The organism is Jatrophihabitans sp., from assembly GCF_036000465.1.
Classification (GTDB): Bacteria; Actinomycetota; Actinomycetes; order Mycobacteriales; family Jatrophihabitantaceae; genus Jatrophihabitans.
On sequence record NZ_DASYFV010000013.1, the window covers coordinates 17,654 to 32,840 of the forward strand.

Annotated in this window: 13 protein-coding genes; 6 read left to right on the forward strand and 7 right to left on the reverse strand. The window is 72.9% G+C overall.

Translation table 11 applies throughout. From position 1 onward, the window contains the following. Positions 1-35: 35 nt before the first annotated feature. Positions 36-758 (forward strand): 4'-phosphopantetheinyl transferase family protein, encoded by a 723-nt coding sequence (locus tag VGN18_RS04490; protein WP_327538445.1) that lies wholly within the window; start codon positions 36-38, stop codon positions 756-758. On the opposite strand, the gene VGN18_RS04495 is transcribed toward VGN18_RS04490, so the two are convergent. Genes VGN18_RS04495 through VGN18_RS04505 form a run of 3 tightly spaced genes read right to left on the reverse strand, consistent with a single transcriptional unit; the run spans position 691 to position 6,996 of the window. After that, positions 691-2,016 (reverse strand): M1 family metallopeptidase, encoded by a 1,326-nt coding sequence (locus VGN18_RS04495; RefSeq protein WP_327538446.1) that lies wholly within the window; start codon positions 2,014-2,016, stop codon positions 691-693. The genes VGN18_RS04490 and VGN18_RS04495 overlap by 68 nt on opposite strands. Further along, positions 2,013-5,897: a Pls/PosA family non-ribosomal peptide synthetase gene (locus VGN18_RS04500; protein WP_327538447.1), complete on the reverse strand. Its 3,885-nt coding sequence runs from the start codon at positions 5,895-5,897 to the stop codon at positions 2,013-2,015. The genes VGN18_RS04495 and VGN18_RS04500 overlap by 4 nt, the downstream gene beginning before the upstream one ends. A gap of 40 nt (positions 5,898-5,937) precedes the next feature. Beyond that, positions 5,938-6,996, reverse strand: a complete 1,059-nt coding sequence (locus VGN18_RS04505) for an alpha/beta hydrolase (protein ID WP_327538448.1) — start codon at positions 6,994-6,996, stop codon at positions 5,938-5,940. 154 nt (positions 6,997-7,150) lie between these two features. Between VGN18_RS04505 and VGN18_RS04510 the strand changes: the two genes are divergently transcribed. Together VGN18_RS04510 and aqpZ are read left to right on the forward strand one after the other, a co-directional pair. Continuing rightward, complete coding sequence (locus VGN18_RS04510; protein WP_327538449.1) at positions 7,151-8,680, forward strand: catalase; 1,530 nt, start codon at positions 7,151-7,153, stop codon at positions 8,678-8,680. Between the two features lie 101 nt (positions 8,681-8,781). After that, entirely contained in the window at positions 8,782-9,522 is a 741-nt protein-coding gene (gene aqpZ / locus VGN18_RS04515) for an aquaporin Z (protein ID WP_327538450.1), read from the forward strand. 60 nt (positions 9,523-9,582) lie between these two features. Here the strand turns inward: aqpZ and VGN18_RS04520 are convergent, their stop codons facing one another. Then, a complete protein-coding gene (locus VGN18_RS04520) occupies positions 9,583-10,542 on the reverse strand; it encodes a CoA ester lyase (RefSeq protein ID WP_327538451.1) in 960 nt (319 codons plus the stop codon). Positions 10,543-10,699: 157 nt separating this feature from the next. Between VGN18_RS04520 and VGN18_RS04525 the strand changes: the two genes are divergently transcribed. Together VGN18_RS04525 and VGN18_RS04530 are read left to right on the forward strand one after the other, a co-directional pair. Beyond that, positions 10,700-12,004: a magnesium transporter MgtE N-terminal domain-containing protein gene (locus VGN18_RS04525; RefSeq protein WP_327538452.1), complete on the forward strand. Its 1,305-nt coding sequence runs from the start codon at positions 10,700-10,702 to the stop codon at positions 12,002-12,004. Next, entirely contained in the window at positions 11,997-12,518 is a 522-nt protein-coding gene (locus VGN18_RS04530; RefSeq protein WP_327538453.1) for a DUF1003 domain-containing protein, read from the forward strand. Before VGN18_RS04525 ends, VGN18_RS04530 begins: the two co-directional genes overlap by 8 nt. Positions 12,519-12,520: 2 nt before the next feature. Here VGN18_RS04530 and VGN18_RS04535 read toward each other — a convergent pair whose 3' ends face one another. Genes VGN18_RS04535 through VGN18_RS04545 form a run of 3 tightly spaced genes read right to left on the reverse strand, consistent with a single transcriptional unit; the run spans position 12,521 to position 13,994 of the window. Continuing rightward, positions 12,521-12,823, reverse strand: coding sequence for an AzlD domain-containing protein (locus tag VGN18_RS04535; protein ID WP_327538454.1), 303 nt, complete (start codon positions 12,821-12,823; stop codon positions 12,521-12,523). Next, complete coding sequence (locus VGN18_RS04540; protein WP_327538455.1) at positions 12,823-13,476, reverse strand: AzlC family ABC transporter permease; 654 nt, start codon at positions 13,474-13,476, stop codon at positions 12,823-12,825. Before VGN18_RS04540 ends, VGN18_RS04535 begins: the two co-directional genes overlap by 1 nt. Further along, a complete protein-coding gene (locus tag VGN18_RS04545; protein ID WP_327538456.1) occupies positions 13,473-13,994 on the reverse strand; it encodes a MarR family winged helix-turn-helix transcriptional regulator in 522 nt (173 codons plus the stop codon). The genes VGN18_RS04540 and VGN18_RS04545 overlap by 4 nt, the downstream gene beginning before the upstream one ends. 45 nt (positions 13,995-14,039) lie before the next feature. Between VGN18_RS04545 and VGN18_RS04550 the strand changes: the two genes are divergently transcribed. Then, a complete protein-coding gene (locus VGN18_RS04550) occupies positions 14,040-15,164 on the forward strand; it encodes an Mrp/NBP35 family ATP-binding protein (RefSeq protein WP_349259835.1) in 1,125 nt (374 codons plus the stop codon). The last annotated feature ends 23 nt before the right edge of the window (positions 15,165-15,187 follow it).

Here is a 15,187-nt window from a genome sequence, read left to right on the forward strand (position 1 = left end):
GTGCTCCGGGGAGTGCTCGACGGCAGGTGGTGCGTGTGCTCGAAGTGCTCGTCGCGACGGCGGCGCCGCGGCCGGCCGCGTCCCTCGCGCAATGGCTGCACCCTGACGAGCCGGACCGCCCGCACCGGCCGATGACCCCGATCGACCGGGACCGCTCGCTCACCGGCCGGGCGCTGCTCCGGACCCTCGTCGCCAGGGCGACCGGTCGCCCGGCGGAAGGAATCGCGTTCGAGCGGAACTGCCCCGTGTGCGGCGGCACCGACCACGGGCGGCCGCGGGTGGTCGGCGACGCCGCCACGTTCACGAGCGTCGCGCACGCCGGTGACGTCGTCGTGGCCGCGGTGGCGCGCGCGCCCCTCGGCGTGGACGTCGAGCGCGTCGACGCCGCCCGCTTCGGCGGCTTCGACGCCGTGGCCCTCACCCCGCTGGAGGGCGCGCAGCTGGCCGCGCTCGGCCCGGGCGCGCGCCCGGGCGCCCGCGCCGCCCTCTGGGTGCGCAAGGAGGCACTGCTCAAGCGGCACGAGCTCGGCCTGACCCGCGACCCGCGCAGCGTCGGGATCGGCCTCGGCGAGCCCGCCCGGGTGCTCGACGACCCGGTGGCGCCGGGCGAGCGCGTGGCCCTCGTGGACCTCGCGGTGGCCGCGGGCTACCGGGCCGCGCTGGCCGTCCGGGCGGTCGAGACGCCGTTCGTCACGATGCTCGATCCCCTGACACCGTGGGCAGCGACGGCACCTCCGGGCGGTCGAGCCAGCGGCTGACGACCTCGGACACGTCGGCGTGCGCGGCCAGGTGGTCGCGGAACGCCGCCGTGCTGACCGTCCCGTGCCGGTGGTCGGCCACCCACGACCGCAGCCAGCCGAAGAACGCGTCCGAGCCGAGGGCGCCGCGCACGGCGTGCAGGGCGAGGGCGCCGCGCTTGTAGACCCGGTCGTCGAACATCGATTCCGGCCCCGGATCGACGAGCAGCAGATCCTGGTCGGCGTCGCGCAGCCGCTTCCAGTAGCGCTGCGCGCAGGCCTGCGCCGACGGCCCGCCCGACCGCTCCGACCACAGCCACTCGGCGTAGCAGGCGAACCCCTCGTTGAGCCAGATGTCACTCCACCGCTCGATGGTCAGGCTGTTGCCGAACCACTGGTGCGCGAGCTCGTGGGCGACGAGTCGCTCCTGGCCGCGGCGGCCGTCGACCTGGTTCGCACCGAACGTCGACATGCCCTGGGCCTCGAGCGGGATCTCGAGCGGGTCGTCGGTGACCACGACGGTGTAGGCGCCGAAGGGGTAGGGGCCGAAGAGCTCCTCGAAGCAGCGCATCATCTCGCCCTGCCGGGCGAACTCGCGCCGGGTCGCGGCGGCCAGCCGGGCCGGGCGGGCGATCAGTTGGCGCGGCGTCGTGGTCTCGATCTCGCGCAGGTCGTAGTGCCCGATCTGGACGGTCGCGAGGTACGTCGCCATCGGCTCGGGCTGCTCGAAGCGCCAGGTGGTCGTGCTCGCACCGGCGCGGCGCTCGACGAGCGCGCCGTTGGCGATCACGGTGAACGGGGAGTCGCAGGTGACGCCGATGCGGTAGGTCGCCTTGTCGCTCGGCCGGTCGTTGCAGGGGAACCACGACGGCGCACCGTTGGGCTGGCCGGCGACGAGGGCCCCCTCGGACAGCTCCTCCCAGCCGACGTCGCCCCACACGCCGGACACCGGCTGCGGCTGCCCCGAGTAGGTGACGACGAGGGCGAGCGGCTCACCCGCTCGCTTCGGGCCGGGCAGCGTGATGTGCAGCTTGCCCTTGCGGTGGCGGTACTTCGCCGCGCGCTTGCCGTCGACCGTCACCTTGTCCACGGCGAGCCCGGCGAGGTCGAGGCAGACGTCCCGCGTCTCGTCGAGCACGGTCGCGGCGATACGCGCCTCGCCATCGAGCCGGTTCGAGGCCGGGCGGTAGGTGATGGTCAGGTCGTAGTGGTCGACCCCGAACCGGTCGTCGCCGCTGCCGGGCAGGTACGGGTCGCTCGAGTGCGCGCAAGCCGTCACTGCGTGGTCCAGGGGCCGATGGGGTTGCCGATCCAGCGCGTGCCGGCCGGGACGTCCTCGCCCCGCATGACCAGGGATGCCGGGCCGACCACCGTGCCGGCGCCGAGCGACGCCGCGGGCAGGATCACGCAGTGCGGGCCGAGGGTCGCGCCGTCGTCGAGCACCACCCGGTCCATCCGCATGATCCGATCGTGGAAGAGATGGGTCTGGACGACGCAGCCGCGGTTCACGGCCACTCCCTTACCCAATCGGACGAGGTCGGCCTCGGGCAACCAGTAGCTCTCGCACCACACGCCGCGCCCGATGGAGGCGCCGAGACCGCGCAGGAACACGTTCAGCACGGCGGTGCCGCTGGCGCCCCGGGCGAACCAGGGCGCGGCGACCATCTCGACGAAGGTGTCGACCACCTCGTTGCGCCACACGAACGAGCTCCAGAGCACGTGCTCGACCACGCCGGTGCGCCCGACCAGCAGCCACTTGGCCGCCACTGTGACCCCGGCGGCGACGGCCCCGGCCGCGAGCAGGATCAGACCGCCGGCGAGCGCCGCGCCGCCGGCGTCGCTGCCCGACCACACCGCGTCGATGCCCAACGCCACCCCGGCGGCGATGACGACCGTGAGGCAGGTCGGCACGATGCGGCCGAGTTCGACCAGCGCCCGGGCCGCGCGCACCCGGCCGCTCGGCGCGAACGTGCGGGCGACGTCCGCGGCATCGGGTGAACGGCGCAGCCGCACCGGCGGGCTGCCGAGCCAGGACGACCCCTTCTTGGCCTTCTCCGGCGTCGCCGACAGCACCGCGACGAGCCCGTTCTTCGGCACCGTTCGGCCGGGCGCGGCCATGCCGGAGTTGCCGAGGAACGCGCGCTTGCCGACGCGCGTGCGGTCTATGCGCAGCCAGCCACCGCACAGCTCGTAGGAGGCCAGCATGGTGTCGTCGGCCAGGAACGCGCCGTCGCCGACGGTCGTCATGCGCGGCTGCAGCAGCACGGTCGACGCCTCGACGTTGCGGCCGACCTGGGCGCCCAGCAGCCGGAGCCAGGCCGGGGTGGCCAGGCTCGAGTAGAGCGGGAAGAGCAGGGTGCGGGCCGAATCCATGACCCGCTCGACGCCCCAGACCTGCCAGCCGACGCGGCTGCGCACCGGGTAGGTGCCCGGTCGCACGCCGAGCCCGAGCAGCCGGACGACGGCGGCGTAGAGCAGCGCGAGGACGACGAGCCAGACGATCGCGGCGAGCGGCGCCGACACCAGCACCCGCAGCGTCCACCCCGCCGACGATGCGGCGCCCCGGGCCAGTGCGAACACGGTCAGCAGGCCGGGCAGGGCGGCCACGACGGGGAGCAGCGCGAACACGAGCGCGGCAACCGCGTAGACCGGCACCCAGCCGCGACCCGGGGTCGGGGGCCGCTCGGGCCAGTCGCCCTGCGCCGCCCCGACGTAGCCGGCCGGCGACCCGGCCCAGCGCTCCCCCGCCGGCACCGTGCCGGCGACGAACGCCCCGGCGTCGATCTGCGCACCCCGCCCGACCTGCGCGCCGGGCCCGAGCGTCGAGCGGGCGCCGATACAGGCGTCGACGCCGATCGCGATGCGGCCGACGTGCAGCACGTCGCCGTCGAGCCAGTAACCGGACAGGTCGACCTCGGGTTCGATCGCGCAGCCGTCGCCGAGGGTCAGCAGGCCGGTGATCGGCGGGACGGTGTGCAGGTCGACCCCGCGGCCGATGCGGGCCCCGAGGGCGCGGGCGTAGAGGGCCACCCACGGTGCCCCGGCCAGGTTCACCGCCCCGACGGCGTCGGCGAGCCGCTCGGCGCTCCACAGCCGCAGGTGCACCGTCCCACCTCGCGGGTACTCGCCCGGGGTCACGCCGCGCAGCAGCAACCGGGCGGCGGAGGCGGCGACCGCCATGCGTCCGAACGGGCTGAGGAACAGCAACGTCCCCACCGCGACCCACCACCACGACGCGGTCGGCAGCCAGGGCCGTCCCACCAGGTTGTTCAGCGCGGCCAGCACCGTCAGCCACTGCAGGCCGGTGAGGGTGGCCACGAGCGCGGTGACGGCGATCTGGATCGTCTGGGCCCGGCGCGGCACAGGCGCCACCGCGCGGTGCTCGACCGGCGCGATCTCCTCGGCGTCGCCGAGGAACGCGGCCAGGTCGCCGATCGCCGGGTGGCGGTAGACGTCGCCGACGGTCACCTTCGGGAAGCGGGTGCGGACCCGCGACACGAACTGGGCCGCCGACAGGCTGCCGCCGCCGTGGGCGAAGAAGTCGTCGTCCGGGCCGGTGACGGGCAGGCCGAGCACGACGGCCCACTCGTCGGCGAGCCAGGCCGCCGTGCCGATGAGGCCGTGCTCGGGGGCGTCGTCGGGACCGATCCCGGCGAGCGGCCAGGGCAGGGCGTCGCGATCGATCTTGCCCGAGGTCCGGGTGGGCAGGTGGTCGACGGCGGCGAGCGTCGGCACGAGCGCGGCCGGCAGTTCGCGGCGGAGCAACCGGGCCGTCGCGGCCCGGTCGAACGCGTCGGGCTGCTCGGGCACGACGTAGCCGACGAGCAGCGGCGTGCCGGCCGGGCTGACCCGCACGGCGGCCGCGGCCGCGGTGACGCCGTCGAGGCGCAGCAGGGCCTGGTCGATCTCGCCGAGCTCGATGCGCCGTCCGCCGACCTTCACCTGGTCGTCGGCCCGGCCGACGAACAGCAGCCCGTCCGGGTCGAAGCGCACGACATCCCCGCTGCGGTACGCGCGCTCCCAGCCGAGCGCCGGCAGCGGGGCGTACTTCTCGGCGTCCTTGGCCGGGTCGAGGTAGCGGGCCAGCCCGACGCCGCCGATGATCAGCTGGCCGCTCTGCCCCGGCGCGACCGGACGCTCGTCCGCGTCGACGACGGCGAGCTCCCAGCCGTCGAGCGGCAGCCCGATCCGCACCGGCTCGTCGTCGCGCAGCAGGGCGGCGCAGGCGACGACGGTGGCCTCGGTGGGGCCGTAGGTGTTCCACACCTCGCGACCGTCGTCGGTGAGCCGCTCGGCCAGCTCGGGCGGGCAGGCCTCGCCGCCGAAGATGAGCAGCCGCACGGCGTCGAGCGACTCCTGCGGCCAGAGCGCGGCCAGGGTCGGGACGGTCGACACGACGGTGACGCGCTGCGACACCAGCCACGCCCCGAGGTCGACGCCGCTGCGCACGAGCGACCGCGGCGCCGGCACCAGGCAGGCGCCGTGGCGCCAGGCGAGCCACATCTCCTCGCAGGAGGCGTCGAAGGCGACCGACAGGCCGGCCAGCACGCGGTCGCCCGGGCCGATGGGGGCGTCCTGGACGAAGAGCCGGGCCTCGGCGTCGACGAACGCGGCGGCGCTGCGGTGGCTCACGGCCACGCCCTTGGGCGCGCCCGTCGAACCCGAGGTGAAGATGATCCAGGCGTCGTCGGCCGGGTCCGGCACGGCGAGCGGCCCGCGGTCGGACGGTGCGGGGTCGGACGGTGCGGGGTCGGACGGTGCAGGGTCGGCCGGGGCGAGCAGCGCCGGGTCGTCGATCACCACGCCGACCGACGCCTCGCCGAACACGATCCGGGCGCGCTCGTCCGGGTCGTCGGCGTCGACCGGGACGTAGGCCGCACCGCAGCGCAGGGTGGCGAGGATCGCCAGGTAGAGAGTGCGGTCGCCCGAGGGCAACCGGATGCCGACGCGCTCGCCGCGGGCCACGCCGAGGGCGGCCAGGGCCCGCGCGGCGTCCTCGACCTGCGCGATCAGGCCGCGGTAGGTGACCACCCCGGTGCCGTCGTCGATCGCCGGCGCGTCCGGATGCGCCGCGGCCGTCGCGTCCAGGATGTCGATCAGGGTCCGCGGGTCCGCCGCGGCATTCGCCGATCCGAGCACCACCACCCTGCCATCGGACATCCGGCGAACCTACGAGGGCAAGGTGAACAACCGGCGCTGCCTACCCGACGGCGACCTTGGCCAGGAACTCCTCGAGGTGCACCCAGGTCGTGTCGCGCGCGTCCGGGCCGGTGAGCACGCCCAGGTGGCTGCCGGGCGCGGTCTCGAAGCGCACGTCGGCCCCGGTGAGCACGGCGGTCGCCGCCTGCACGCAGGCCACCGGCGCGATGACGTCGGACGCGCCGGCGACGACGAGCACCTGCTGCGTGACATCGGAGAGCTCGACCGTGCGCTCGCGCAGGGTCAGCCGGCCCCGGGCCAGCTCGTTGCGCAGCACGATGCGGTCGTAGAGCTGGGCGTAGAGGCGGCCCGGGTAGCCCGGCATCGCGCCGATGAACCGGTCGACGGCCTCCATGCGGCCGAGGGTGTCGGCGTCGTGCAGGTTGCGCAGGACGAACCACGGCTTGGTGATCTCGCGCTGCAGGGCGGTGGCCTTGAAGCTGGCCCGCACGGCCCAGCCCGGCAGCCCGCCGGCGGCGCGGAACGCCGAGGTCAGCACCCGGCCGCCGGTCACCCGGGCGACCGTGCGGATCGGCGCGAGGTAGGGGATGAGGCTGTAGTCGATGGGCGTGCCGACGGCGGCGATCGCCCGCAGCGGCAGTTCGGGGTGCGCGGCCGCGGTCAGGAGGGTGAGCGTGCCGCCGAGGCTCCAGGTCACGACGTCCACCGGCGCGCCGCCGTGCCGCGCCGACACCCGCTCGACGGTGTCGGGCAGGATCCCGTCGATCCAGTCCTCGAAGCCCATCCGGCGGTCGTCGAAGGAGATGTCACCGAAGTCGATCACGTAGAGCGGCCGGTCGAGGCCGAGCAGGAAGCCGGCCAGGCTCTGCCCCTCGCGCAGGTCGAAGCAGCTGATCGACACGGCCAGCGGCGGCACCAGCAGGATCGGCTCGCCGGTCACCGCCGGATCGCTGTAGCGGCGCAGGGTGGCGTGCGGCGCGTCGTGGACGACCTCGGAGGGGACGGGCCGGTGCGTCTCGACCCCGCCGCGGATGTAGTGCGACCACGCGTTGCCGGCCACGCGCGTGGCGGCGTCGATGCGGGCGAGGGGCGAGGTCACGGCCGTCCTTCGGTCGGAGAAGTGTCCGGTACATGATGTACCGACAATCCGCAGCGGTGCGCCGGATGTGACGACCTCGACACCCGACCTCTACGTCCCCTGTGCGTCCCGGCGGATCGGTTGGCCGGATCGATCATGCGGGTAGGCCGATCCCATGACCCCGACGCAGAGCAAGTACACGACCACCAACGCCGGTGCCCCGGTCGCGAGCGACGAGCACTCGCTGACCCAGGGCGCGGCCGGCGGCATCCTGCTGCACGACCACTACCTCATCGAGAAGATGGCGCAGTTCAACCGCGAGCGCGTGCCCGAGCGCGTGGTGCACGCCAAGGGCGGCGGCGCGTTCGGGGAGTTCGTGGTCACGCACGACGTCAGCCGCTACACGAAGGCGCACTTCCTGCAGCCGGGGCGCCGCACCGAGATGCTCGCCCGCTTCTCGACCGTCGCGGGCGAGCAGGGCTCCCCCGACAGCTGGCGCGACCCGCGCGGCTTCGCGCTGAAGTTCTACACCGAGGAGGGCAACTACGACCTCGTCGGCAACAACACCCCCGTCTTCTTCGTCAAGGACCCGATGAAGTTCCAGGACTTCATCCGCTCGCAGAAGCGGCTGCCGGCGTCGGGGCTGCGCGACAACAACATGCAGTGGGACTTCTGGACCCTCTCGCCCGAGTCGGCGCACCAGGTCACCTGGCTGATGAGCGACCGCGGCATCCCGCGCACCTGGCGTCACATGGACGGCTTCAGCAGTCACGCCTACCAGTGGATCAACGCCGCCGGCGAGCGGTTCTGGGTGAAGTACCACTTCAAGACCGACCAGGGCATCGAGTTCCTCGAGCAGGCGAAGGCCGACGAACTGGCCGGCTCGTCGCCGGACGACCACCGGCAGGACCTCTACGGCTCGATCGAGAAGGGCGACTTCCCGTCCTGGACGTTGAAGGTGCAGATCATGGCCGAGGCCGAGGCCGACGGGTACCGGTTCAACCCGTTCGACCTGACCAAGGTGTGGTCGCAGCGCGACTACCCGCTGATCGAGGTCGGGACGATGACGCTCAACCGCAACCCGCAGAACTTCTTCGCCGAGATCGAGCAGTCGTCGTTCGAGCCGTCGAACTTCGTGCCGGGCATCGACACCTCGCCCGACAAGATGCTGCTCGGCCGCATCTTCAGCTACTCCGACGCGCACCGCTACCGCATCGGCACCAATTACGCCCAGCTGCCGGTGAACCAGCCGAAGGCGGCGCAGCAGGTGAACTCCTACAGCAAGGACGGGGCGATGCGCTACGGCTTCAACGACCCGGCCGAGCCGGTGTACGCGCCGAACTCCTACGGCGGCGCGCACGCCGACCCCGCGCGTGAGGACGGCGCCGGCTGGAACGCGGGCGGCGACATGGTGCGCTCGCCGTACGTGCAGCACGCCGAGGACGACGACTACGGCCAGGCCGGCACGCTCGTGCGCGAGGTGCTCGACGACGCCGCGCGCGAGCGGCTCGTCGGCAACATCACCGGTCACGTCCTCAACGGCGTGAAGGAGGACCTGCTCCCTCGCGTCTTCGAGTACTGGACGAACATCGACGCCGAGCTCGGCAAGCGGGTCGAGGAGTCCGTCCGCTCGCAACAGGCCGACAGCGCGCCGACGACCTCACCCGGCCCGACGACCCCGGGCGACGAGGCCGAGAAGGTCTGACCCGACCGGGACCTGCGACCCCTCGCCGGGGCCAGGCGGCGGTGCCACGATCAAGAAGTCCGGGCAACTTCCGGTGGCCCCGGGGCACTGCGGAGGTCGTCATGACCGAATCACTGGCTCGTCGCCTGGGGGCGGAGTTCCTCGGCACCTTCGTCCTGGTCTTCGTCGGGTGCGGCGCCGCGATCCTCGACGCCGGCAACAAGGGCATCGACCTGCTCGGCGTCGCATTCGCGTTCGGCATCGCCGTGATGGTGATGATCTACGCGGTGGGCGCGATCTCCGGCGGGCACTTCAACCCGGCGGTGACGGTCGGCCTCGCGGTGGCGAAGCGGTTCCCGTGGTCGGACGTCGTCGCCTACGTCATCACCCAGGTCGTCGCCGCGATCGCGGCGTCGCTGGTGTTGCTCGGGGTGGCATCGGGCCAGGACGGGTTCTCGGCCAAGGCCTCGGGTTTCGCCTCCAACGGCTACGGAGACCACTCGCCGGCGCACTACAAACTCGCGGCCGTGCTCCTCGTCGAAGTCGTGCTGACCGCGATCTTCCTCTACGTGATCATCGGCGCCACCGACGTCCGGGCGCCGGCCGGCTTCGCCGGGATCGCCATCGGCTTCACGCTGGTGATGATCCACATCGTGTCGATCCCGGTGTCCAACACGTCGGTCAATCCGGCCCGATCGTCCGGCCCGGCATTGATCCAGCACGGTTGGGCGCTCGGGCAGCTGTGGTTGTTCTGGCTGGCGCCGCTGATCGGGGCCGCCATCGCCGGGGCGACGTACCGCGCCATCGTCGGTGAGCGCGCGGTCTCCCCGGAGGAGCCGCTCGCCTCGGAGGCGACGGTCTGAGAGACCGCGCCGGCCGCGGATCCTCTCGGGATCCGCGGCCGGCGTCGTTCCAGGGGAGTGTCAGCTCTCCGGCGGTTCGAACTTCGAGGTGCGCTCCATGCCCGCGGCGCGGCCCTTGGCCGAGATGACGAGTGCCATCTTGCGCGAGGCCTCGTCGATCATCTCGTCGCCCAGCATGGCCGAGCCCTTCATGCCGCCGGCCTCGGACGTGCAGTAGTCGTAGGCGTCGAGGATCAGCTCGGCGTGGTCGTAGTCGTCCTGGCTCGGCGCGTAGACCTCGTTGGCGATGCCGACCTGATCGGGGTGCAGCACCCACTTGCCGTCGAAGCCGAGGGCGGCACTTCGCGACGCGACGCGCTTGAAGCCCTCGGGGTCGCGGATCTGCAGGTAGGGCCCGTCGATGGCCTGCTTGTTGTTGGCCCGCGCGGCCATAAGGATCGACATCAGGATGTGGTGGTAGGCGTCGCCGACGTCGTAGCCGGGCGGCTGCTCACCGACGACCAGCGACTTCATGTTGATGCTGGCCATGAAGTCGGCCGGACCGAAGATGATGGTCTCGACGCGCGGGCTCGCCTTGGCGATCGCGTCGACGGCGATGAGCCCCTGCGCGTTCTCGATCTGCGCCTCGATGCCGATCTTGCCGACCTCGAAGCCCATCGTCTTCTCGATCTGGGTCAGCAGGATGTCGAGCGCGACGACCTGGTCGGCGCTCTGCACCTTCGGCAGCATGATGCAGTCGAGGTTCGGGCCGGCACCCTCGACGACCTCGACGACGTCGCGGTAGGTCCAGTGCGTCGTCCAGTCGTTGACGCGGACGACGCGGATCTTGTCGCCCCACCCGCCGTCGTTCAGCGCGGCGACGATGTTCTTGCGCGCGCCCGGCTTGGCCAGCGGCGCGCAGGCGTCCTCGAGGTCGAGGAAGACCTGGTCGGCGTTCAGTCCCTTCGCCTTCTCGAGGAAGCGCGGGTTGCTTCCGGGAACGGCGAGACACGAGCGGCGCGGGCGCAGGGTTTCGGTCATGGGTGTCAGCTTGCCCGGAGCCGTTGCGCGCGCCAACTCGCTGTCGGAGGTCTCACACACGCCCCCGGGGCGCCCCGTCGGCGCGGCCCGGGGGTAGACGCGGCCGTTTCGTAAGGGCGACCGTCTAACCTGCAGTCGTGGGTTTCGGAGACATGGCGTGAGCACCGCGACGCGGGTGTTCCTGGCCCGTCTCGCCGGCATCGACGTCTTCGACCCCCACGGCGACCAGCTGGGCAAGGTCCGCGACGCCGTGACGATGCTGCGGGCCGACCGGCAGCCGCCGCGGATCCTCGGTCTCGTGGTCGAGTTGGTCCACCGGCATCGCATCTTCGTGCCGATGGGACGCGTGACCCGCATCGAGCCCGATCAGGTCGTGCTCGCCTCCGGCACGGTGAACATGAAGCGCTTCGAGCGGCGCAGCACCGAGATCCTCGTGCTGAGCGAGCTGCTGGACCGCTCGGTGACCATCCGGGAGAGCAACCAGCCGGCCAGCGTGGTCGATGCCGCCATGGAACCGAACCGCACGCGCGACTGGGTGATCACCCGGCTCGCTGTGCGCACGCAGGGCGCCCGGCTGACCCGGCGCCGGGGCGAGCTGTTCCAGGTCGAGTGGAACGAGGTCGACGGGCTGGCGCTGACCGAGTCGCGCCAGGGCACCGACACCGTCCTGGCGATGCTGTCGGAGATGCGCCCGGCCGACGTCGCGACCGCTTTGCAGGACATGACCGACAAGCGACGCATCGAGGTCGCCACCGCCCTCGACGACGAGCGGCTGGCCGACGTCCTGCAGGAGCTGCCCGAGGACGACCAGGTCGAGCTGCTGCGCCAGCTGGCCGACGAGCGGGCCGCCGACGTGCTCGAGGCGATGGACGACGACGACGCCGCCGACCTGCTGGGCGAGATGCCGCCGGCCGACCAGGAGCGCCTGCTCGAGCTCATGGAGCCCGAGGACGCCGAACCCGTCCGCCGGCTGATGACCTACGCCGACTACACCGCCGGTGGTCTGATGACCTCCGAGCCGGTGATCATGCTGCCCGACGCCACCGTGGCCGAGGCCCTCGCCCGGGTGCGCAACCCCGAGCTCTCCCCCGCGATCGCCGCGCAGGTGTACATCGTGCGCCCGCCCCAGGCGACCCCGACCGGTCGCTTCCTCGGCACCGCGCACATCCAGCGGCTGCTGCGCGAACCGCCGTCGGCCCTGGTCAGCGGCGTCTGCGACAAGAGCCCCGGGGCACTGCGTCCCGACGCCTCGCTCGTCGAGGTGACCCGCCATCTCGCGGCCTACAACCTCGTCGCCGTGCCGGTGGTCGACGACCACGACCGGCTGCTCGGCGCGGTCTCGGTCGACGACGTGCTCGACCACCTGCTGCCGGAGAACTGGCGCGACAACGACCGCGAGCCCGACCTCGTGAACGGCGCCGGCCCGGAACTCGACTCGGTGCGGGCGGTCGTCGATGGCTGAGTCCCGCGCCCGCCTCGACCAGCCGCTCGGCGACCGCCGCGGCCCCCGGCTGCGCTACGACGCCGAGGCCTTCGGTCGCTCGACCGAGCGCATCGCCCGCTTCCTCGGCACCGGCCGGTACCTGGTCTACCAATCGGTGTTCATCCTGATCTGGGTCCTGCTCAACACGATCCCGGGGATCCTGCACTTCGACCCGTACACCTTCACCTTCCTGACCCTGATCCTGTCCCTGCAGGCCGCCTACGCCGCGCCCCTGATCCTGCTCGCGCAGAACCGGCAGGACGACCGCGACCGCGTCAACCTCGAGGCCGACCGCGACGAGGCGCGCCAGGCGAAGGCCGACCTCGACTATTTGGCCCGCGAGATCGCGGCGATCCGGATGGCGCTCGGCGAGGTGGCCACCCGCGACTTCCTGCGTTCGGAGGTGTCTCGCATCGTCGACGATCGGGACGAGGACCCGAAGGCGGAGAAGCGGGACCGGAAGAAGAAGAACGCCGAGCAGTCCGCCGGCTGACGTCACGCCAGGCGCAGCAGCGCCGCGGTGAGGGCGGCGGCCACGATCACGACGAGGAACGGCGCCCGCCGCCAGACCGCCACCGCGCCGACGGCGAACCCGGCGAGGCGCGGGCCGTCGAGCTCGACGTGCCGCCCGTTCGCCACCGCCTCGACGACGACGAGCCCGGCGAGCAGCGCCACCGGCAGCAGCTCGACGACGCGGCGGGTGCGCGGATGGTCGAGCACCCGGTCGGGCACGAGGTAGCCGAGCAGCTTCAGCAGGTAGCACCCGACGGCGGTGCCGATGACGAGGGCCCAGAGCATCAGGGGCGCTCCGTCGCCAGCAGCAGCGCCGCGCACGCCGCGAGCACCGGCACCCCGGGCGGGGTGAACGGGATCAGCGCGCCGGCGATGACCGCCGCGCCGATCGCGATGCGCCGCTCGACCCGTCCGGCCCGCAGGCGCGGCGCGAGCAGGGCGAGGAACGCGGCCGGGACGACGGCGTCGAGCCCGATGCGGGCCGGGTCGACCACCGCGCCGACCAGCGCGCCGACGAACGTCGTGAGGTTCCAGAAGACGAAGACGCCGCCGAAGGTCCACCAGAAGGCGACGCGGGAGAGGTCGGGATCGCGCTGGGCCACGGCCATCGCGGTCGACTCGTCGATCGTGCCGTGCGCGGCGGCGAGCCGGCGCACGCCCCGCACCCGCAGGACGGGGGCCAGCCGCATGGCGTACAGGCTGTTGCGCGACCCGAGCAGCAGGCCGCTCGCGAGGGCTGCCGCCAGCCCGCCACCACCGGCCACGACCCCGACGACGGCGAACTGCGTGCCGCCGGTGAACGCCAGCAGCGAGAGCAGGCAGGTCTGCAGCACCGACAGGCCGGCCGACACCGAGGCCGCCCCGAACGCGAACCCGTAGGCGCCGACGGCGATGCCGACACTCAGGGAGTCGCGGACGACCGTGCGCCGCTCGCTCACTCCGAGGAGGGGGGTTCGGACGCCGTCGCGGCCTCCGGCGGGACGGTCGTGTCCGGCGCGGCCAGGCGGCCGAGCAGCTCGCTCAACACGCGCAACTCGTCATCGCTGAACTTCGCCAGCCAGTGCTGCTGGACCCCGCCCAGGTGGATCGGCACGACCCGGCGCAGCGCCTCGAACCCCTCGCGGGTGAGCACGGTGTAGGTGCCGCGGGCGTCGTCACGGGACGGCTCGCGCCGCACGTAGCCCTCGGCCTGCAACCGGTCGACGAGCCGGGTCAGACCGGAGCGCGACAGCAGCACCCGATCGGCGAGATCGGCCATGCGCAGCCGGCGCCCGGGGGCCTCGGCCAGCTGGAGCAGCACGTCGTACCAGCCGATCGGCACCCCCCGCCCGACGAGCTCCTGCTCGAGCTGGCGGGTGACCGTCGCGTGCGCGCGCAGGAACGAGCGCCACACGCCGACCCGCCAGTCGGACGGGCGCAGTGGCGCAGGCGTCTCTCCCGAGGGCTGCGGCTTCATGATCGTCTGATCCTACGTAGAATCGGCGTCGTGCCACAGCCTGTAATGCCGTCCGAATCGTCCGTTCGCGCCGCGCTTGCGACGGTCGACGATCCCGAGATCCGCAAGCCCATCACCGAACTCGGGATGGTCGAGTCGGTGGTGATCGCCGACACCGGCGCGGTCACCGTCGGCGTGCTGCTGACGGTGCCGGGCTGCCCGATGAAGGCCGAGCTCACCCGCGGAGTGACCGAGGCCGTTTCCCGGGTCGAGGGCGTCACGGCGGTCGATGTGCGGCTCGGCGTCATGTCCGACGCGCAGCGGGGCGAGCTCAAGCAGACGCTGCGCGGCGACGCCCCGGCCAACGAGATCCCGTTCGCCCAGCCCGGCTCGCGCACCCGCGTCTACGCCGTCGCCTCAGGCAAGGGCGGCGTCGGCAAGTCGTCGGTCACGGTGAACCTGGCGGTCGCGCTCGCGGCCAAGGGGCTGTCGGTCGGTGTCGTCGACGCCGACATCTACGGCTTCTCGGTGCCCCGCATGCTCGGCGTCACCGGCAAGCCGACCCAGGTCGATCAGATGATCATGCCGCCGGTCGCGCACGACGTGAAGGTCATCTCGATCGGCATGTTCACCCCTGGCAACACCGCCGTGGTCTGGCGCGGGCCGATGTTGCACCGCGCGCTGCAGCAGTTCCTGGCCGACGTCTTCTGGGGCGATCTCGACGTCCTGCTCATGGACCTCCCGCCCGGCACCGGCGACATCGCCATCTCGGTCGCCCAGCTCGTCCCGACCGCCGAGCTGCTCGTCGTCACCACCCCTCAGCTCGCCGCCCGCGAGGTCGCCGAGCGGGCCGGCTCGATCGCCCTGCAGACGCACCAGCAGATCGTCGGCGTCGTCGAGAACATGAGCTGGCTCGACCTGCCCGACGGCTCGCGGATGGAGCTGTTCGGCAGCGGCGGCGGTCAGGCCGTGGCCGACTCGCTGGCCGAGACCACCGGCACGCGCGTGCCGCTGCTGGGCCAGGTGCCGATCGACCAGCTCGTGCGCGAGGGCGGCGACGACGGCACGCCGGTCATCCTGCGCTCGCCCGAATCGCCGGCCGCGGTGGCGCTGCGGGGCGTGGCCGACGCCCTGGCGGCCCGCCAGCAGAGCATCGTCGGACGCTCGCTCGGGCTCACGCCCGTCCGCTGATCCGCTACGTCGCGGCGGCGCCC